The 18,618-nt window shown below is 71.7% G+C and carries 15 protein-coding genes; 10 read left to right on the top strand and 5 right to left on the bottom strand.

Features of this window, described 5'->3' with window-relative positions:
* Positions 1-39: 39 nt before the first annotated feature.
* Positions 40-1,086, bottom strand: a complete 1,047-nt coding sequence (gene hemE / locus D9R14_RS16875) for a uroporphyrinogen decarboxylase (RefSeq protein WP_121624511.1) — start codon at positions 1,084-1,086, stop codon at positions 40-42.
* 344 nt (positions 1,087-1,430) lie between these two features.
* Here hemE and D9R14_RS16870 point away from each other — a divergent pair, with 344 nt between their 5' ends.
* From D9R14_RS16870 to dnaQ, 5 genes are read left to right on the top strand one after another with little or no spacing between them, the layout of a single operon-like run.
* Positions 1,431-2,276 carry a pyruvate, water dikinase regulatory protein gene (locus D9R14_RS16870; protein WP_121624510.1) on the top strand — a complete coding sequence of 282 codons (846 nt, stop codon included), beginning with the start codon at positions 1,431-1,433 and terminating at the stop codon, positions 2,274-2,276.
* A 6-nt stretch (positions 2,277-2,282) separates the two neighbouring features.
* A complete protein-coding gene (locus tag D9R14_RS16865) occupies positions 2,283-2,888 on the top strand; it encodes a Maf family protein (protein ID WP_121624509.1) in 606 nt (201 codons plus the stop codon).
* 10 nt (positions 2,889-2,898) lie between these two features.
* The gene (locus tag D9R14_RS16860) at positions 2,899-3,747 is read left to right on the top strand and encodes a shikimate dehydrogenase (RefSeq protein ID WP_121624508.1); all 849 of its coding nucleotides are present in this window, start codon (positions 2,899-2,901) and stop codon (positions 3,745-3,747) included.
* Positions 3,748-3,750: 3 nt separating this feature from the next.
* Positions 3,751-4,347: a dephospho-CoA kinase gene (gene coaE, locus D9R14_RS16855; RefSeq protein ID WP_121624554.1), complete on the top strand. Its 597-nt coding sequence runs from the start codon at positions 3,751-3,753 to the stop codon at positions 4,345-4,347.
* 12 nt (positions 4,348-4,359) lie between these two features.
* Positions 4,360-5,091, top strand: a complete 732-nt coding sequence (gene dnaQ, locus D9R14_RS16850) for a DNA polymerase III subunit epsilon (RefSeq protein ID WP_121624507.1) — start codon at positions 4,360-4,362, stop codon at positions 5,089-5,091.
* A 188-nt stretch (positions 5,092-5,279) separates the two neighbouring features.
* Here dnaQ and D9R14_RS16845 read toward each other — a convergent pair whose 3' ends face one another.
* Complete coding sequence (locus tag D9R14_RS16845) at positions 5,280-7,295, bottom strand: thioredoxin domain-containing protein (protein WP_121624506.1); 2,016 nt, start codon at positions 7,293-7,295, stop codon at positions 5,280-5,282.
* A 136-nt stretch (positions 7,296-7,431) separates the two neighbouring features.
* On the opposite strand from D9R14_RS16845, the gene mnmE reads away from it, so the two are divergent.
* From mnmE to D9R14_RS16820, 5 genes are all read left to right on the top strand, one after another.
* Positions 7,432-8,736: a tRNA uridine-5-carboxymethylaminomethyl(34) synthesis GTPase MnmE gene (gene mnmE / locus D9R14_RS16840; protein WP_121624505.1), complete on the top strand. Its 1,305-nt coding sequence runs from the start codon at positions 7,432-7,434 to the stop codon at positions 8,734-8,736.
* A gap of 459 nt (positions 8,737-9,195) precedes the next feature.
* On the top strand, positions 9,196-11,070 hold the full coding sequence (gene mnmG / locus D9R14_RS16835; RefSeq protein ID WP_121624504.1) for a tRNA uridine-5-carboxymethylaminomethyl(34) synthesis enzyme MnmG: 1,875 nt from the start codon (positions 9,196-9,198) through the stop codon (positions 11,068-11,070).
* Positions 11,071-11,215: 145 nt separating this feature from the next.
* Positions 11,216-11,953: a 16S rRNA (guanine(527)-N(7))-methyltransferase RsmG gene (gene rsmG, locus D9R14_RS16830; protein WP_121624503.1), complete on the top strand. Its 738-nt coding sequence runs from the start codon at positions 11,216-11,218 to the stop codon at positions 11,951-11,953.
* Positions 11,950-12,801, top strand: a complete 852-nt coding sequence (locus D9R14_RS16825; RefSeq protein ID WP_121624502.1) for a ParA family protein — start codon at positions 11,950-11,952, stop codon at positions 12,799-12,801. Before rsmG ends, D9R14_RS16825 begins: the two co-directional genes overlap by 4 nt.
* Before the next feature lie 34 nt (positions 12,802-12,835).
* Entirely contained in the window at positions 12,836-13,747 is a 912-nt protein-coding gene (locus tag D9R14_RS16820; RefSeq protein WP_121624501.1) for a ParB/RepB/Spo0J family partition protein, read from the top strand.
* Positions 13,748-14,454: 707 nt separating this feature from the next.
* Here the strand turns inward: D9R14_RS16820 and D9R14_RS16815 are convergent.
* The 3 genes from D9R14_RS16815 to D9R14_RS16805 form a co-directional block, all read right to left on the bottom strand.
* Complete coding sequence (locus D9R14_RS16815; RefSeq protein WP_245420852.1) at positions 14,455-17,121, bottom strand: TIGR02302 family protein; 2,667 nt, start codon at positions 17,119-17,121, stop codon at positions 14,455-14,457.
* 121 nt (positions 17,122-17,242) lie between these two features.
* Positions 17,243-17,956, bottom strand: coding sequence for an RluA family pseudouridine synthase (locus tag D9R14_RS16810; protein WP_245420857.1), 714 nt, complete (start codon positions 17,954-17,956; stop codon positions 17,243-17,245).
* A 40-nt stretch (positions 17,957-17,996) separates the two neighbouring features.
* Complete coding sequence (locus D9R14_RS16805) at positions 17,997-18,587, bottom strand: O-acetyl-ADP-ribose deacetylase (protein ID WP_121624498.1); 591 nt, start codon at positions 18,585-18,587, stop codon at positions 17,997-17,999.
* Positions 18,588-18,618 lie beyond the last annotated feature (31 nt).

Here is an 18,618-nt window from a genome sequence, read left to right as displayed (position 1 = left end):
CGGTCCCCGCAATTCACCGGCCGATGGAAAGCCTTGCGCTCACAGCGCCCGGCGCACGCCGGCGACGAGCTTTTCCACATGCTCGACCGGGGTTTCGGGGCGGATCCCGTGGCCCAGGTTGAAGATGTGCCGCACGCCCAGGAAATCGTTGCGGATGCGGGCGATCTCCTCGTCCAGAGCGGCGCCGCCGGCGATCAGCCGCAGCGGATCGAGATTGCCCTGGAGCGCCACCTTGTCGGACAGGCGCCCGCGCGCCGCGCGGCGGTCGGCGGTCCAGTCGAGGCCGATGGCGGCGATGCCGGTCTCGGCCATGCGCTCCAGCGCCTCCAGGTTCGCGCCCTTCGGAAAGGCGATCACCGGCACGCTCGGATGGCGGCCGGCGAGCGCCTCGACGATGCGCGCCATGGGCGCGGCGCACCAGCGCTCGAACGAGATGGGATCGAGCACGCCGGACCAGGTGTCGAAGATCTGCACCGCGTCGGCGCCGGCCTCGATCTGCCCGCACAGATGGGTGATGGAGGCCTCCACCAGCCGGTCGATGAGGCGTTGGAACAGCTCTTCATCGCGCAGCGCCAGCAGGCGGGCGGGCGCCTGGTCGTCGGTGCCGCGGCCGGCCACCATGTAGGTCGCCACCGTCCAGGGCGCGCCGCAGAAGCCGATCAGCGCCGTCTCGTGGGGCAGCGCCGCCCGCGTCAGCGCGATCGCCTCGTAGACCGGTTCCACCCTGGCGCGGTCGAGCGCCGGCGCCAGGGCCGCGAAGCCGGCTTCGTCCGTCACCGGCGCCAATCGCGGCCCCTCTCCCACCTCGAAGGTGAGGTCGACGCCGAGCGCATGCGGGATGACGAGGATGTCGGAGAAGATGATCGCCGCGTCGAAGCCGAAGCGCCGGATCGGCTGCAGCGTCACCTCGGCGGCGAGCTTCGGGGTGTAGCACAGGTCCAGGAAGCCGCCGGCATGGGCCCGCACCTCGCGGTATTCGGGCAGATAGCGCCCGGCCTGACGCATCATCCAGAACGGCGGCGGGTCGAGCGGCTCGCCGCCCAGCACCTTCAGGAAGCGCGATTGCGTGGCGCGCAGCAGGGTCATCCCCATCCCTTCTAAAAAGAGAGTCTATTTATAAAAGAGAGTCTTTGGAGTCTTAGGGGTTGATTAACCATTCGCAGGGCCGTCGACAACCGATCCACAGACGGACATGCCGGCGCACCCCCACTTGGGGCGGCTGCGAAGCCGGCGAAACACAGGTTAATGAAGGGTTAATGCGAAGGGCCCGATAGGCGTCCACATTTACCCACAGGCAGGCGGTGAAACCCGTCCCGCGCGGTTTCATTGTGGACGGCAGTCCCCGCTGTCCACGCACTTGCCTTCCCGGCCGCAAGCGGGCATGGCTTCTCAACAGGCTTTCACAGGACCGGTGGACAAGCGTGAGCGCAGTGAAATCGCCGAGCGAGAGCTACTTCCACCTGCACCTCGTCTCCGACGCCACCGGCGAGACGCTGATCAATGTGGGCCGGGCCGCCTGCGCCCAATATGCCAACGTGCTGCCCATAGAACACGTCTACCCCCTCGTGCGTTCCATGAAGCAGCTGGAGCGGGTGCTGTCCGAGATCGAGAGCAATCCCGGCATCGTGCTCTACACGCTGGTGGACAAGGAAATCCGCGAGCGCCTCAAGGTGCGCTGCCGCGAGCTGGGCGTGCCCTACATGTCGGTGCTGGCGCCGGTGGTGCAGCTGTTCCAGTCCTATCTCGGCGGCGAGCCGACGCCGCGCATCGGCGGCCAGCATTCGCTCGACGCCAGCTATTTCAAGCGCATCGACGCGCTGAACTTCACGGTGATGCACGACGACGGCCACATGACGGAGGATTTGGAGGCGGCCGACGTGGTGCTGCTGGGCGTCTCGCGCACCTCGAAGACGCCCACCTCGATCTATCTCGCCAACCGGGGCATCAAGACCGCCAACATCCCGCTGGTGCCCAACGTGCCGCTGCCGAGCAACATCGAGAGCCTGAAGGCGCCTTTGGTGGTGGGTCTCGTCGCCAGCGCCGAGCGCATCGTCGAGATCCGGCAGAACCGGCTGCTCGGCCTCAATGCCGGCGGCAGCAGCACCTCCTATACCGACCGCGAGGCGGTGTCGGAGGAGATCAATTTCTCGCGGCGCCTGTGCGCCCGCAACGGCTGGCCGCTGATCGACGTGACGCGGCGCTCCATCGAGGAGACCGCCGCCACCATCGTCGCCTTGCTTGCGGAGCGGCGCCGCCGCGCCATCGCGGAGACCTGATTTCCCATGACCTTATGGCGCGGCGAGCAGCCGCTGATCCTGGCGTCGAAGAGCGCGACGCGGCTGACCCTTCTCGTCCATGCGGGCCTGCCGGTGGAGACGGTGGTTGCCGATGTGGACGAGCGCGCGCTGGAGGCCGAGGCGGGGGACATCGAGCCGGCCAAGGTCGCGCTGCTGCTGGCGCGGGCGAAGGCGCTCGGCGGCGCCCGGGCGGCGCCGGGCCGCATCGTCGTCGGCGCCGACCAGACCCTGGCGCTCGGGCCGGAGATCTTCCACAAGCCGCGCACCGTCGAGGCCGCCCGCGACCAGCTGAAGCGCCTGTCGGGCCACACCCACGCGCTGCATTCGGCGGTGGCGGTGGCGTTCGACGGCACGGTGGTGTTCGACGCGGTGGTGAGCGCCTTCCTCACCATGCGGGCGCTCTCCGACGACACGCTCGACACTTATCTCTCCGCCGCCGGGCAGCGGGTGCTCACCTCCGTGGGGGCCTACCAGCTCGAAGCGGTGGGCGTGCACCTGTTCACGCGGGTGGACGGCGACCACTTCACCATATTGGGGCTGCCGCTGCTGCAACTCCTCGCCTTCTTCCGCGAGCAGGGGCTTCTTCCGTGAGGGCGGAACCATGACCACGAGGGTCTGCATCACCGGCCAGCCGGTCAGCTATTCCCGCTCGCCGCTGCTGCACGGCTTCTGGCTGAAGGAGCACGGCATCGACGGCTTCTACGGCCGCGAGGAGGTGCCGCCCGACACCGCCGCCGACTTCTACCGGACGCTTGCGGACCGCGGCTATGCCGGCTGCAACGTGACGGCGCCCAACAAGGAGATCGCCTTCTCGGTGCTCGACGCGGCGGACCCCTCCGCCGTCGCGCTCGGCGCCGCCAATACGCTGTGGCTGGAGGACGGCCGGCTGTGCGGGGCGAACACCGACGGCTACGGCTTCCTCGCCAATCTCGATGCCACCGTGCCCGGCTGGGAGGGCGCGCGCCGGCTCGCTCTGGTGCTCGGCGCGGGCGGCGCTTCGCGGGCGGTGGTGCGCGGCCTCGTCGAGCGCGGCTTCGACCGGGTGCTTCTGGTGAACCGCACGCTGGCGCGCGCCGAGGAGGTGGCGAAGCCGTTTCCCGGCACGGTCCACCCCAAGGGCTGGGAGGTGGTGCCCGCGGCGCTCGCGGAAGCCGACATCCTCGTCAACACCACCAGCCTCGGCATGAAGGGCGCCGAGCCGATGGCCATCGACCTTTCGCCGCTGCGCGACGAGGCGGTGGTGAGCGACGTGGTCTATGTGCCGCTCATCACCCCGCTTCTGAAGCTCGCGACCGCGCGCGGCCTGCGCACCGTGGACGGGCTCGGCATGCTGCTGCACCAGGGCGTGCCGGGCTTCGAGCGCTGGTTCGGCGTCAGGCCCAAGGTGAGCGAGGCGCTGCGGGCCTTCATCATCGAGGACCTTCGCGCCAAGGGCCAGCTGGAGGCCTGAGTGGTGTGGATCCTCGGCCTCACCGGCTCCATCGGCATGGGCAAGTCCGCCACGGCGGCCATGTTCCGCGCCATGGGCGTGCCGGTGCACGATGCCGACGCGGCGGTGCACCGGCTCTATGAAGGCGCGGCAGTCGCGCCCGTGGAGGCAGCGTTTCCCGGCGTGACCCGCGACGGCGCCATCGACCGCCCGGCGCTCTCCGCGCGGGTGCTGAACGATGCCGACGCGATGAAGCGGCTGGAGGCCATCGTCCATCCTCTGGTGCGGGCGGAGGAGACGGCGTTCCTCGACGCCGCCCGGCGCGCCGGCGCGCGGCTCGCGGTGCTCGACATCCCGCTTCTGTTCGAGACCGGCGGCGCCGCGCGCGTCGATGCCATCGCGGTGGTGAGCGCGCCGATAGCTGTGCAGCGCGCCCGCGTTCTCGACCGGCCGGGGATGACGCAGGCGCGTTTCGAGGCCATCCTCGCGCGGCAGGTGCCGGACGCCGAGAAGCGCCGCCGCGCCCATTTCGTCATCGACACCGGCCGCGGCTTCGAGGCGGCGCGCCGCCAGGTGGCCGGCGTGGTGCGGGCGCTCGGTGGGCCCGGCCGGCGGGCGTGAGGGGGGATAGGCATGCGCGAGATCGTGCTCGACACCGAGACCACAGGCCTGGAGGCCCATGGCGGCGACCGGGTGGTGGAGATCGGCTGCGTGGAGATGGTGAACCGCATCCTCACGGGCAACGTTTTCCACGTCTACATCAATCCCGAGCGTGCCATGCCGGTGGAAGCCTTCAACGTGCATGGGCTTTCCTCGGAATTTCTGTCAGACAAGAAGAAGTTTCTGGAGATCGCCGATGAATTCATTGAATTCATCCAGAACGATACTTTGGTGATCCACAATGCAGCGTTCGACATCGGCTTCCTGAACGCGGAGTTGGAGCGCGCCGGCCGGCCGGTGATCGCGCGCGACCGGGTGATCGACACGCTGGCGCTGGCGCGGCGCAAGCATCCCGGCGGCGGCAACCGCCTCGACGATCTGATGAACCGCTACGGCATCGACAGTTCGCGCCGGGTGAAGCACGGCGCTCTGCTCGATGCCGAGCTGCTGGCGGAGGTCTATGGCGAGCTGCTCGGCGGGCGTCAGGCGAGCCTCATCGGCCTGGTGGAGGAAGTGTCAGAGGCGCCGCGCCTGGTGTCGGCCGCCATCGCTGCCGCGCGCAGCCGCCCCGTCCCCCTGCCCTCCCGCGTGAACGCCGCCGAGGCCGAGGCCCACGCCGCCTTCGTCGACGGCCTGGGCGAGAAGGCGATCTGGCTCACCTACACGCCGCGCGATCCGGCGCCGGCGGAGACCAAGGCCGGCTGAGGCGGCCAACAATCAAAAGTTGTCGAAACGCCGACCACCATCGAAAAAATCGATCGCGTAGGAAGGCCGAGGACGGCCGATCGGCCTTTCGTCCGAGCCGAAGGTCATCCGGCGAAAAATGCCCGCCGGTGACTCTCTGATCCGATCTGAGAGGGGGCGCCGTTCGCGTGTCGCCCGCTCAGGGCGCCTCAGGCGGAAAATTCCGCCAGCGCCGCGGAAATCCCCTCCGGCGCCGTCACGGGCAGCGAGCAGCGCTCGCCGACGCACACGAAGGCCGCCCCCTCCGCCGGTGCGGCGGCGGCGCGGGCCGCCGCGAGGCTGCCCGGCGGCAGATCGGCGGTAGCCGCGGCGCGAACCAGCACCCGGTTGAGGAATTCCGTCCTGAGTGCGGCCGCCGCGAAGGCCTCGCGCGTCTCCCCCGTTACCACGATCTCGGCGAACCGCAGGCGGGTGTCGATGGCGTTCAGCAGCGCCGCGTGGGAGAGCACGTTGCGCGCCGCCTCGCCCGAAAGGCCGGCGACGATGCGGTCCGCGCGGGCGCGCAGCGTGTCGTCGCCGGTCAGCGCCGCGAGCCGCATCAGGGCGTCGGCGGCCACCGCATTGTAGTTCGGGCTCGCCTCGTCGTGGCTGGAGCGCGGGCGCAGGATCAGGTCTTCCGCATCGTCGGCGGTGAGGAAATAGGCCCCGGTGCCTGCGTCGAGATGATGCCGCTCCAGCGTCGCCAGCCAAGCGCCGGCGCGCGCCAGGGGCTCGGCCGCGCCCGTCGCCTCATGCAGGGCGATGCCCGCCCGCGCCATGGCGGCGAGGTCCGAGGCAAGGCCGGGATGCACCGCCTTGCCGTCGCACCAGGAATGGCCGAGCCGGTCGCCGCGCGCGAGGTGCGCCACCACCGCGTCGAAGGCGCGCTGCGCCAGCGCCACCCAGGCGGGTTCGCTTAAGAAAGCGCCGGCGCGGGCGAGGGCCGCGATCATCAGGCCGTTCCAGTCCGCCAGCACCTTGTCGTCGCGGCCCGGGCGTACGCGGGCGGCGCGGGCTTCGAGCAACGTGTCGAGCATGGGGGCGAGCCGCGCCTCGTCCTCAAGGCTCACGTCGCCCGCATCGGTGCGGTTGAGGATGTTGCCGGCCTCCCAGTTGCCGGCCGGCGTCACGTCGTAGAGCCGGCAGAAGAAGGCCGCGTCCTCGGCGCCCAGCAGCGTCTCGATCTCATGGAACTGCCAGACGTAGAACTTGCCCTCGTGGCCCTCGCTGTCGGCGTCGAGGCTCGCCGCGAAGGCGCCGCTCTGCGTCAGCATCTCCCGCTCCAGCCAGCCCACGGTGCGCCGGGCCCGGTCAAGGAACAGCGCGTCGCCGGTGTCGCGATGGGCCAGCGCCAGCAGCTCCAGCAGCTGGGCGTTGTCGTAGAGCATCTTTTCGAAGTGGGGCACGAACCAGATCTCGTCCACCGAATAGCGCGCGAAGCCCCCGCCCACATGGTCGTAGATGCCGCCCTCGCTCATGCGGTTGAGCGTGAAGGCGGCGAGCGCCCGCATCTGCGGGTTGCCTGTGCGCGCGCCGGCCCGCCACATCAGCTCCAGCAGGCTTGAATTGGGGAATTTCGGCGCACCCTTGAGGCCGCCGTTCGCGCGGTCGAACACCTCGATGAGCTGGGTCGCGGCCTTGTCCATCTCGGCGAGGCCGATGGCCACCCCGTCCTTGCGCTGCGCCGCCTTGTGGAGGCGCGCGACGATGGCCTCGGTGTTGGCGCGGATCTTGTCCGGAGTGTCGCGATAGACCTCGGAGATCTGCTGCAGCACCTCGGCGAAGCCGGGCCGGCCATAGCGCGCGGTGGGCGGGAAATAGGTGCCGCCCCAGAACGGATTGCCGTCCGCGTCGAGGAACATGGTCAGCGGCCAGCCGCCCTGCTCGCCCAATTGGTGCAGGGCGGACATGTAGATCTGGTCCACCTCCGGCCGCTCCTCGCGGTCCACCTTGATGTTCACGAACAGCGCGTTCATGACGCCGGCGATCTGCGCGTCCTCGAAGCTCTCGTGCGCCATCACGTGGCACCAGTGGCAGGCGGCATAGCCCACCGAGAGCAGGACCGGCTTGCCGGTGCGCTTCGCCTCCGCGAACGGCTCCGGCCCCCAGGCCCACCACTCCACCGGATTGTCCTTGTGCTGGAGCAGATAGGGGCTGGTCTCGGCGGCAAGGCGGTTGGCGCTCATGGCAATGGTCCCCGGCAGCAATGGATGAAGGGAAAGGCGGCGGAAGAATGCATCGGGCTGCGATGGTGCCCGTCCGTCAGATATAAGGGCGCGACCGGCCGCCGCAATCGCGCGGGCGGACCGAAATGGGGCGCCCATGGCGACGTTCGAGGACACCATCTTCGCCTTGTCCAGCGGCCGCCCGCCGAGCGGCGTCGCCGTGGTGCGGCTCTCCGGGCCGGCGGCGGGGGATGCGGTGCGCGCGCTGCTGGGCGATCTGCCGCCGCCGCGCTTCGCCCGCTACGGCGCGCTGCGCGATCCCGCGCGGGGCGAGGTGCTGGACCGCGCGCTGGTGCTGTTCTTCCCCGGCCCCGCCAGCACCACGGGTGAAGACGTGGCGGAACTCCATTTGCATGGCGGGCGCGCGGTGGTGGCGGCGGTGCTGCGGGTGCTCGGCGCCCTGCCCGGCCTGCGCCCCGCCGAGGCCGGCGAATTCACCCGCCGCGCCTTCGCGCGCGGCAAGATGGACCTCGCCGAGGTGGAGGGCCTCGCCGACCTCGTGGCGGCGGAGACCGAGGCGCAGCGCCGCCAGGCGCTGGCGCTCGCCTCTGGCGCCCTCTCCCGCCGCATCGCCGATTGGCGCGCGGGGCTGGTGCAGGCGCTGGCGCTGGTTGAGGCCTCCATCGACTTCTCCGACGAGGGCGACGTGCCCGACGATCTCGTCGCCGAGGCGCAGGCCGTCATTGGCCCGCTGGCGGCGGATGTCGCGGCCGCGCTCAGCGATGCCGATCGCGGCGAGCGGGTGCGCGCGGGGCTCACGGTCGCCATCGCCGGGCCGCCCAATGCGGGCAAGTCCACGCTGCTGAATCGCCTCGCGGGGCGCGAGGCGGCCATCGTCTCCCCAGTTCCCGGCACCACGCGGGACGTGCTGGAGGTGCATCTGGAGCTGGCCGGGCAGGCGGTTCTGCTGCTCGATACGGCCGGGCTGCGCGAGAGCGTGGACATGGTGGAGCAGGAGGGCGTGCGCCGGGCGCTCGCCCGCGCCGAGGCGGCGGACCTGGTGCTGTGGCTTTCCGAGGCGGGCGAGCCGCCGCCCGCCGCGCTCGCCCGCGCAATCCGCGTGCGCACCAAGGCCGACCTCGGGGGCGGAGTTCCGGACGGCTGGATCGGCCTGTCCACCCACACCGGCGAAGGGGTCGAAGCGCTGCTGGCATGCCTGGAGACGGAGGCCGAGGGCCTCGCCGGCGGCGAGCCGGCCCTCGTCTCGCGCGAGCGCCAGCGGCTCGCTCTGGCCGAGGCCGCCGGCCATCTGTCCCGCGCCGCTGGCGATTTCGGCGGGCAGGAGGAGCTGCGCGCGGAAGAACTCCGGCTGGCGGCCCGCGCGCTCGACCGGGTGATCGGCCGGGTGGATGTGGAGGATGTGCTGGACGCCTTGTTCGTCACCTTCTGCATCGGCAAGTGAGGGACGGGGCCGCAAGATGTTTCACGTGAAACATCGACGTGATGTCTCCTCTCTCCCACAAGGGGCGAGGGGTGCAAAAGGAAGGCCCGGTGCCAAAAACCGCCGTCATGCTCCGGCTTGACGGAGCATCCAAGCCACCGCCCCGCGCCGCGCCCAGCCGCAGCATGGGCCCTCCGGTCAAGCCGGAGGGCGACGGCGGTGAAGGGGCGACGGCAGCGTCGGACCAGCCGGAGAAGCCTGCCGCATCCGCTCTAACGCCGCATCCCCTCAACCGCCGCATCCCCTCAACGGACCCCTCCGCCCAACTTCTGTCATGCGGCGACTTGATCGGAGCATGCATAGCCTCACTCGTGTCGTCCAATCCCGGCCGAATCGCCTCCCGCCTTGACGCGGCCCGAAAGCCGACGTTTCTCCTTGTCCCAAACCCGTGCGCCGCGCGCACCAGGAATCGAAGAGCCCATGCCCGACGCCGTCACCCTGCCCGCCTTCGACGTGATCGTCGTGGGCGGCGGTCATGCCGGATGCGAGGCCGCCGCCGCGGCCGCGCGGGCCGGCGCGCGCACGGCGCTCCTCACCCATGCCCGCGCCACCGTCGGCGCCATGTCGTGCAATCCGGCGATCGGCGGGCTCGGCAAGGGGCATCTGGTGCGCGAGATCGATGCCCTCGACGGCCTGATGGGCCGGGTGGCGGACCAAGGCGGCATCCAGTTCCGCGTGCTCAATCGGCGCAAGGGGCCGGCGGTGCGCGGCCCGCGCGCCCAGGCCGACCGCAAGCTCTATGCCCGCGCCATGCAGGAAGCGCTCGCCGCGCAGGCCGGCCTTGCCATCGTCGAGGGCGAGGCCGTCGACATCGAGGTGAGGGACGGCCGTCTCGCCGCGCTCCGGCTCGCGGACGGGCGGCGTCTCGCCTGCGGCGCGGCGGTGCTCACCACCGGTACCTTCCTCAACGGCCTGATCCATATGGGCGAGGTGAGCTACCCCGCCGGCCGCATGGGCGAGAAGCCGAGCCTTGGCCTCTCCCCGGCTCTGGCGCGGCTCGGTTTGCCGCTCGGCCGGCTGAAGACCGGCACGCCGCCGCGCCTCGACGGGCGCACCATCGACTGGGCATCGCTGGAGATGCAGCAGGGCGACGAGGACCCGGAGCCCTTCTCCGCCCTCACCACCCGCCTGCCGAACCCGCAGGTGGCCTGCGGCATCACCCGCACCACCGCGGCGACCCACCAGGTGATCCGGGCCAACCTCTCCCGCTCGGCCATGTATTCCGGCCGCATCGAGAGCTCGGGGCCGCGCTATTGCCCGTCCATCGAGGACAAGATCGTCCGCTTCGGCGAGCGCGACGGGCACCAGATCTTCCTGGAGCCGGAGGGGCTGGACGATCCCACCGTCTATCCCAACGGTGTCTCCACCTCCCTGCCGGAGGATGCCCAGCGGGCCCTGCTCGCGACCATTCCCGGGCTGGAGCGCGTGGTGATGCTGCGGCCGGGCTATGCCATCGAATACGACCATGTGGACCCGCGCGCGCTTGGCCCCACGCTGGAGGCGAAGGGCATCGCCGGCCTGTTCCTTGCCGGCCAGATCAACGGTACCACCGGCTATGAGGAGGCCGCCGCCCAGGGCCTGCTCGCCGGCCTCAATGCCGCGCGCCGCGCCGGCGGGACGGACGGGGCGGTGATCGATCGGGCCTCCGCCTATCTCGGCGTGATGGTGGACGACCTCGTCACCCGCGGGGTGAGCGAGCCCTACCGCATGTTCACCTCGCGCGCCGAGTATCGCCTGACCCTGCGCGCCGACAATGCGGACCAGCGCCTCACCGCGCTCGGGCGCGATCTCGACCTCGTGGGCGGGGAACGCTGGGCGCACTTCACCCGCCGGAGCGAGGCGCTGGAGGCGGCGCGCGCGCTCGCCCGTGGCCTCGCGCTGACCCCCACCGAGGGCGCCCGGCACGGCCTCGCGCTGAACCAGGACGGCCAGCGCCGCTCGGCGTTCGATCTGCTCGCCTATCCGGACATCGACCTGGCGCGGCTTGCCGCCATCTGGCCCGCGCTCGGCGCGCTGCCGGCGGACATCGCCGCGCAGGTGGAGACCGATGCGAAATACGCGGTCTATCTGGAGCGGCAGGCGGCGGACATTGCCGTGCTGCGCCGGGACGAGGCGCTCGCGCTGCCCGATGACCTTGCCTATGGGTCGCTGCCCGGTCTCTCCAACGAGCTGAAGCAGCGGCTCGACTGCGTGCGCCCGCGCACCGTGGGCCAGGCCGGCCGCATGGAGGGGATGACCCCGGCGGCGCTGGCGCTGATCGTCACCCATGTGCGCAAGACGGGCGGGCGGCGATAGGCGCGATACGCGGCGGGCGCGCGGCGTCCGGTCTGTGGATCATGGGGATGGACGGCCCCGGCGGTCGCTGCGGGCGCGAGCGGCATGGTTTGGCCCCGCTCGGTCGCGATGACGGGCCGGTTCGGGGTGCGGGAGGAATGCGTCCATGGTCGAGGAGAGGGGCAAGGCCGCGGTCGCCGCGCGCGTTTCACGTGAAACATGCGCGCGCCTGGAGACCATCGCCGCCCTTCTGGCCAAGTGGCAGAAGACGCTGAACCTGATCTCGCCCGCCACCCTGCCGGACCTGTGGGAGCGCCACATCGCCGACAGTTTACAGCTCGTTAACCATGTTCCTGCAACGGCGCGGCGCTGGGTTGACCTCGGCTCGGGCGGCGGCTTCCCGGGCCTCGTGGCCGCGGCGGTGATGGCCGAGCGCGAAGGCGCGCGGGTGGTTCTGGTGGAATCCGACACCCGCAAGGCCGCCTTCCTGCGCGAGGCGGCGCGGCACGCTGCGCTGCCGGTGGAGGTTGCGGCCCGGCGCATCGAGGACGTGTCCGCGACGCTCGCGCCCGGAACCGACGTGGTCTCCGCCCGCGCCCTCGCGCCCCTGCCGAAGCTGCTCGACCTCGCAGCCCCCTTCCTCGCCGCGGGGGCGCTCGGCCTGTTTCCCAAGGGCCGCGATGCCGAACGCGAATTGACCGAGGCACGCAAAGGCTGGACACTCGATATCGACCTCGCGCCGAGCCTCAGCGATCCCGACGGGCGGATCCTGGTGGTGCGGTCGGCGAGACGAGAGGCGCCCGTCGTGGACGCCGGCTTGGACACCACACGCCAGGCACCCGCACGCCCGGCACCTGCACGTCAGGCATCTGCCCGCCATCGGGCGCCAAGGAACAGGCCATGACCGAGACCATCATCTCCCCGCTCTCCGACCGGGGCGCCGGCGCGCCGCCGCGCGTGCTCGCGCTCGCCAACCAGAAGGGCGGCGTCGGCAAGACCACCACCGCCATCAATCTCGGCACGGCGCTGGCCGCCATCGGCGAGAGCGTGCTGGTGGTGGACCTTGATCCCCAGGGCAACGCCTCCACCGGGCTCGGCATCGACCGGCGCGCGCGCAACCTCTCCACCTATGACGTGCTGGTGGGCGAGGCGACCCTGCGCGAGACCGTGATGGAGACCGGCGTTCCCGCGCTGCACGTGGCCCCGGCGACGCTCGACCTCTCGGGCGTGGAGCTGGAGATCGCCTCCGCGCGCGACCGCGCCTTCCGCCTGCGCGCGGCGCTGGAGGCGCTCGCCGCCGACACGACCGGGCCTTCCTATTCCTATGTGCTGATCGACTGCCCGCCCTCGCTCTCGCTGCTGACGGTGAACGCCATGGCGGCGGCGGATGCCATCCTGGTGCCGCTGCAGTGCGAGTTCTTCGCGCTGGAGGGCCTCTCCCAATTGCTCAAGACCGTGGAGCAGGTGCGCACCGGGCTGAACCCGAACCTCACCATCCACGGCATCGTGCTGACCATGTACGACGCGCGCAACAACCTCTCCGACCAGGTGGTGCAGGACGTGCGGCAATTCATGGGCGACAAGGTCTACGAGACCGTAATCCCGCGCAATGTGCGGGTGTCCGAGGCGCCGTCCTACGGCAAGCCGGTGCTGCTCTACGACCTCAAGTGCGTCGGCTCGCAGGCCTATCTGCGCCTCGCCTCCGAGGTGATCCAGCGCGAGCGCGCCGCCCGCGCCCAGGCCGCGGCCTGACGCCCACCCCGCACCAGGAATAGGAATTTAGTCCATGGCGGATGAGACGCGCTCCCGGCTCGGCCGGGGCCTTGCGGCGCTGATCGGGGATGCGAACGACGCGCCGGTCCCGCGCGCCGGCGCTCCCGGGCGCGCGGGCGGCGGCCCCCGGCGGGTGCCGATCGAGCACGTGCGGGCGAACCCGCGCAATCCGCGCCGCGCCTTCATGGAGGAGGGGCTGGAGGAGCTGACCGCCTCGATCCGCGAGAAGGGCATCATCCAGCCCATCGTCGTGCGCCCGCTCACCGGCCCCAACAGCTTCGAGATCGTCGCCGGCGAGCGGCGCTGGCGCGCGGCCCAGCGCGCCGGGCTGCACGATGTGCCGGTGGTGGTGCTCGACCTCACCGACCGCGAGGCGCTGGAGATCGCCATCATCGAGAACGTCCAGCGCGCCGACCTCAACCCGGTGGAAGAGGCGCTGGGCTACGAGGCGCTGATGGCCGAGTTCGACTATGCCCAGGCGGAACTCGCCAAGGTGATCGGCAAGAGCCGCAGCCATATCGCCAACACCCTGCGCCTGCTGAAGCTGCCCGAGGGCGTGAAGGCCATGCTGGCGGACGGGCGCCTCACCGCCGGCCACGCCCGTGCGCTGCTCGGCGTGCCGGATGCCGAGCGCGTCGCCCGCGAGGTGGTGGAGAAGGGCCTCAACGTGCGTGACGTTGAGGCGCTCGCAAAGGTGCGCGCCGAAGTCGAAGGCCGGCTCGCCGGCAAGGGCGGGGGCGCGGCGTCCGCCAAGGGTGCGCCGGAGGTGAAGTCGGCGGACGTGCGGGCGCTGGAGAAGCGCCTCGCCGACGCGCTCGGCCTCACGGTCGCCATCGCCGGCAAGGGCGAGGCCGGCGAGCTGCGCATCCTCTATGCCAGCCTCGATCAATTGGACGACCTCTGCCGCAGGCTGGGGCTCGATTGAGGGGGCCGTAGAGAGGGGGCCACCGAGCGTCGGCGGAGAGGAACTCGACGGAGTGGGCGACTTGAGGCGGGTCGGCTGAGGAGGTTGGAGAACGCTTTCAGCGCCCCTCCCCGCCGTTTGCCGCCATCATTTCCCTTCCCGCCGTCGCCCTCCGACTTGATCGGAGGGTCCATCCCGCGGCCGGCAAGACGGCAAGGTCGCGTGGATGCTCCGATCAAGTCGGAGCATGACGGTGGCCGGGAGCCGGCAGCGCCCGCTCAATCGCCACACCGCCGTCATCCCCCGGCTCGTCCGGGGGATCCACGCAGCGGCCAGCCCGCGCTTCGCGTTCAGGCGCCCGCATGCGGCACGGTGGATGCCCCGGACGAGCCGGGGCATGACGGTGGTTTGGGATGGGGTACGACTGGGTGTTTCGCCGCGCTCCGCTTGGGACGCCGCCCCCGTCTTTTTGCTGGCCCCCCCCCGCTCCGGCGCCAACCGCCGCCGCCTCCCCCTCCCCGCCGTCGCCCTCGGGCTTGACCCGAGGGCCTATCCTGCGGCCGGGCGAAACGCCGGGAGGTGGTGTGGATGCTCCGGTCGAGCCGAAGCACGACGGCGGTGAGGGCGGATGCCGCGGGGCTTCTTTGTCACCGTCCGCTCCGTCCCCTTCACTGACTTCGGCCGGGCGCGGCTGCGGCGCCCTCGGGTCGCCGAAGCGGGCCGCCGGCTCACAGCCCCTTCAGCAGGCGCTCCAGATAATCCAGCTCGATCTGCGGGCGCAGGGGCTGTTCCAAGCGGCGGCGCAGCTCCTCCAGCACGCGGCGGGCGCGCTGGGCGTCCACCTCGTCGGGCACCTTCACGGTGAAGTCGTCGCCATAGTCCTGGCTGCGCAGCGGCCGGCCGAGCGGGTCGACGCGCTGGGCCGCGTCCTCGCCCGGGCCGCCCGGGCCGGGGCCGCGATCGTTGCCCTGCTGGGCCTGGGCCAGCGACTGGGCGCCCTGCCGCAGCGCCTGGAGCGCGCGGCCCTCGGCATCGAGCGCGCCCTGGCCGTCGCCGCGGCCGAGCGCCTCCTCGGCCTCGCGCATGGCCTGCTCGGCGCGGCCGAGCTGGTCGCCGGCGCGCGCCATGTCGTCCTGGCCCTGGCCGCCGTCGCCTTGCTGCCCCTGGCCTTGCTGCCCCTGCTGGCCGGGCTGCATGCGGCGCATCTGGTCGAGCACGCGGCCGAGGCGGCGCCTGAGGTCCTGCTGGCCCTGCTGGAGCTGGTCGAAGCCCTCCTGCCCCTCGCCGCCTTCGCCCTGTTGGCCTTGTTGACCCTGCTGCCCCTGCTGGCCGCGTTGCCCGCGCTGGCCCTGTTGTCCCTGCTGCTGGCCCTGCTGCTGACCCTGGCGGAAGGTGCGGTCGCGCAGGCGTTGCTGCTCCTGGATCATGGCGCCCAGCTCGCTCTGCTGCTGCTGGCCCTGCTGCCCGGCCTGGCGGTTGCCCGGGCGCATGTTCTCCATCATCGCCTGGAGCTGGTCGAGCAGTTCGCGCGCCGCGTCCTTGTTGCCGGAGCGGGCGAGGTCCTCGATGCGGTCCAGCATCTTCTGCAGGTCCTGCGGCCGCATGATGCGGGTGTTCTGGTCCAGCGGGCGGTCGTTGGCGCCGCGGTCGCGCATGGCCTGCTCAGCCATCTGGCGCATCATGCGCTCCATGGCGGCGCGCAGGTCCTGCGTCAGCCGGCGGATCTCCTCGTCGCTGGCGCCACGCTCCAGCGCGTCGCGCAACGCCTCCTGGGCCGCCTTCAGCGCCCGCTCGGCGTCGGTGAGGGTGCCGTCCTCGATGCGCACGGCCATGTCCCACAGATAGTCGACCAGCGCGCGCAGGTCCTCGTCGTTGCGGGCGCCGCGCGCCATGGCGAGGCCGGTGCGCAGGCCGAGATACTCGCCCATGTCGGGCTTGAACTTCTGCGGCTCGTCGGTCAGCGCGGTGAGCACGTTCACCAGCCGGCGGCGGTTCGAGGGGTCGAGCGCGAGGCGTCGGCGCTCGTCCACCAGCGCCTTCGCGAGCGGCTTGGTGAAGGCCCGCTGCGGCAGGCGGAAGGTCTTGGTTTCGCTCACGCTCTCGTTGCCGGCCTCGTCCTTGGCCTTGAGCGTGATGGCGACATTGGCGCCGGCCCAGGGATGGGCGACGAGGTCCTTCGTCGTCTGGGCGGCTCCGGAGCGCCCGCTGGAGGGCAGGGTGAGCTTCACCTCGGGCGCCGGCACCAGAGGCTTCGGCGCCGCCTTGGCCGTGTTCGCGCCGGGACGGGGGAAGAAGGACGGCTCGGGCGGCGCCGGCACCAGGACCGCGTCGGCCTCCTTGATCCCGTAATCGTCCTCCACCCGGTAGGACAGCACGGTGGTGTTGCGCAGGCCCACCTGCGGGTCCTTGGCGAAGGCGATGGAGGGCGGCGTGTCGGGCTGCACCTTGAAGTGCCACATCAGCCGGCGCTGGTCCGGGCCGAGGAAGGAGACGTCCGCATTCTCGCGGATCACGAAGCGCCGTTCGGCGCGCGCGGGGCCGGCGGGCCTCGCCTCCTTCACGGCCTCCTTGTCCGCACTCTCGGCCGCAGCCTCCGGCTTTTCCTCGGCGATGCCGCCGTCGAGCTTGAGCGCCTCGGTGTCGATGCCGGAGGCGCGCACCACCAGGATGCTGCCGCTCGGCACCTGGAGCGCCAAAGCGTTGAGCGAGGCCGGGTCGTCCGAGCGCAGGCCGGGCAGCACCATGGGCGCGCGGCCGGTATAGCCGGGCGGGTCCACCCAGGCGTCGAGCCGATAGGGCGAGGCCGGCGCGATACCGCGCCAGTCGAAGGCGGCGCCGATGCGCCCGGCCCGGTCGCCGGCGGCGAAGAAGAAGGCGGCGATGACGGCGAGCAGCGCCAGCGCGCGCAGGCCGCGCGGGTCCTTGGCCGGCACGCCCGGCACCGGCACGCCGGGATCGAGCGTGCGCGCCGCGGCCATGGCGCGGACGAGGTGGGCGCGCCACAGAGCGGTGCCGACGGCGTCGTCCGGCTTCGTGGCGAGCGCGTCGGAGATGGCGGTGGCGGGCCGGTGGGCGAGCGCGCTCTTGCGGTCAAGACGGGCGATGGCATCCCTGCGGGTCGGCCAAGCGAAGGCGAGCAGCGGCCAGGCCGCGAAACCCAACGCCAGTGCGAACAGTGCGACGCCCGCGGCGCGGCCATAAACCGGCAGCGCCAGCCAAAGGCCGGCCCACGAGACCGCGAGGAAGGCCGCCACCACCACGGCGATGCGCACCAGGATCGGCCACGCCCGCTCCCAGGCGATGACCAGGCGCGCCCGCTCCACCGCCTTGGCGAGCAGGCCCTCGGGGCCCTCGGCCCGGCGGCGCGAATGCTTGTTCTCGCGAGGCGTGGTCACGCAACCTCCATCACGCTGCATCGGCGCGGAGCGGCGTCCGGCGACAGCCCAGATCGACAACCTTAACACGTAGCAAGGAGCGGGCCAGCCGGAGCCGCCGAGGCGGGCCTTCACATATGGGTCAGGCGGAGCGCGGGACCTGCTCCTGCGTCTGCGCCCACCGGTCGGCCGCCGCGCCGATCTCCTCCGGCACCAGGCCGAGCACCTGAAGGCTGGCGCAGATATGCGGCGGCAAAGGGGCGGTTGCCGTAACGGCGGGCCCGCTCTTCGCCAGCGGCACGGCGATGCGCCGCGAATGCAGATGCAGCATCGGCCCGCCCGGCAGGCGCGAGGCGCCGCCATAGATGGCGTCGCCGAGGATCGGGCAGCCGAGATGGGCGAGGTGGGCGCGCAACTGGTGGGTGCGCCCCGTGACCGGGGAGAGCGCGACCACGCTCAGATGATCGCCCCGGTGCAGCACCCTGAAGTCGGTGATCGCCTCCTGCGCCCCTGCCGTTCCCTTGGGCACCGCCTGCATCCACCAGCCGCGATGGGGCGAGCGCTTGGCCAGCGGCTGGTCGATGCGGCCTTCGTCCGCGGCCGGCGCGCCCTGGGTGAGCGCCACATAGGTCTTGTCCACCGCGCCGGAGGCGAACAGCTTGCCGAGCAGCGCCAGCGCCTTGGGATGGCGGCCGAGCACCAGGCAGCCGGAGGTGTCCTTGTCGAGCCGGTGCGCCAGCTCGGGCGTGCGGGGCAGGCCGAAGCGCAAGGCGTCGAGATGGTCCGCCAGCGTCTCGCCGCCCTTCGGCCCCTTGTGCACCGGCAGGCCCGCCGGCTTGTCGACGATCAGCATCATGCCGTCGCGGTGCAGGATCGGCACCGGCGGCGGCTGGTCCTCACGGATCGAGGGGGTGGGGCTCGAGGTCGATGGGCTTGAGGCCTTGGGCGCGGAGGGCGGCATGGTGCAGGTTCGCGGAGCCTTGCGAGAAGCAGCAGAACACGACGCGCGTCACGAGCGGCCGTGCGCGAACATGGTCGAGCACGGCCGCCGCCGCAAGCGGCGCCGCCCGTTCGGCCGGAAAGCCGTAGACCCCGGTGGAGATGGCGGGGAAGGCGATGGAGCCGAGACGCGCCGCCTCGGCGAGGGCGAGGCTTTCCCGGTAGCAGCGCGCCAGCAGGCCATCCTCTCCCGCCCCGCCCCCCTGCCAGACCGGCCCCACGGTGTGGATCACGTGCCGTGCCTTCAGCTGGAAGCCGGGAGTGAGGCGCGCCTCGCCCGTGGGGCAGCCGCCGAGCGTGCGGCAATGGACCAGAAGCTCCGGCCCGGCGGCGCGGTGGATCGCCCCGTCCACCCCGCCGCCGCCCAGCAGCGTGGAATTGGCGGCGTTCACGATGGCATCGAGTGCGAGGGCGGTGATGTCGCCCACCATGACCTCGATGCGTGCGCCGCCGGCCTGGAACACGGCCGGCACATGGTCTGCGCTCATGCGCCACCCCCTCCCACCGCCGGCCGTCTTA

Source organism: Xanthobacter tagetidis, from assembly GCF_003667445.1.
Taxonomy (GTDB): Bacteria; Pseudomonadota; Alphaproteobacteria; order Rhizobiales; family Xanthobacteraceae; genus Xanthobacter; species Xanthobacter tagetidis.
Note: the sequence above shows the minus strand (reverse complement) of the source record. Positions and strands in the feature narration are given on the sequence as shown.

Coding starts and splice junctions, on each gene's coding strand:
- D9R14_RS16845 (WP_121624506.1), bottom strand. CDS start 7,295: ATGAGCGCCAACCGCCTTGCCGCCGAGACCAGCCCCTATCTGCTCCAG.
- dnaQ (WP_121624507.1), top strand. CDS start 4,360: ATGCGCGAGATCGTGCTCGACACCGAGACCACAGGCCTGGAGGCCCAT.
- hemE (WP_121624511.1), bottom strand. CDS start 1,086: ATGACCCTGCTGCGCGCCACGCAATCGCGCTTCCTGAAGGTGCTGGGC.
- D9R14_RS16825 (WP_121624502.1), top strand. CDS start 11,950: ATGACCGAGACCATCATCTCCCCGCTCTCCGACCGGGGCGCCGGCGCG.
- D9R14_RS16805 (WP_121624498.1), bottom strand. CDS start 18,587: ATGAGCGCAGACCATGTGCCGGCCGTGTTCCAGGCCGGCGGCGCACGC.
- D9R14_RS16810 (WP_245420857.1), bottom strand. CDS start 17,956: ATGATGCTGATCGTCGACAAGCCGGCGGGCCTGCCGGTGCACAAGGGG.
- D9R14_RS16860 (WP_121624508.1), top strand. CDS start 2,899: ATGACCACGAGGGTCTGCATCACCGGCCAGCCGGTCAGCTATTCCCGC.
- D9R14_RS16820 (WP_121624501.1), top strand. CDS start 12,836: ATGGCGGATGAGACGCGCTCCCGGCTCGGCCGGGGCCTTGCGGCGCTG.
- rsmG (WP_121624503.1), top strand. CDS start 11,216: ATGGTCGAGGAGAGGGGCAAGGCCGCGGTCGCCGCGCGCGTTTCACGT.
- mnmG (WP_121624504.1), top strand. CDS start 9,196: ATGCCCGACGCCGTCACCCTGCCCGCCTTCGACGTGATCGTCGTGGGC.
- D9R14_RS16865 (WP_121624509.1), top strand. CDS start 2,283: ATGACCTTATGGCGCGGCGAGCAGCCGCTGATCCTGGCGTCGAAGAGC.
- mnmE (WP_121624505.1), top strand. CDS start 7,432: ATGGCGACGTTCGAGGACACCATCTTCGCCTTGTCCAGCGGCCGCCCG.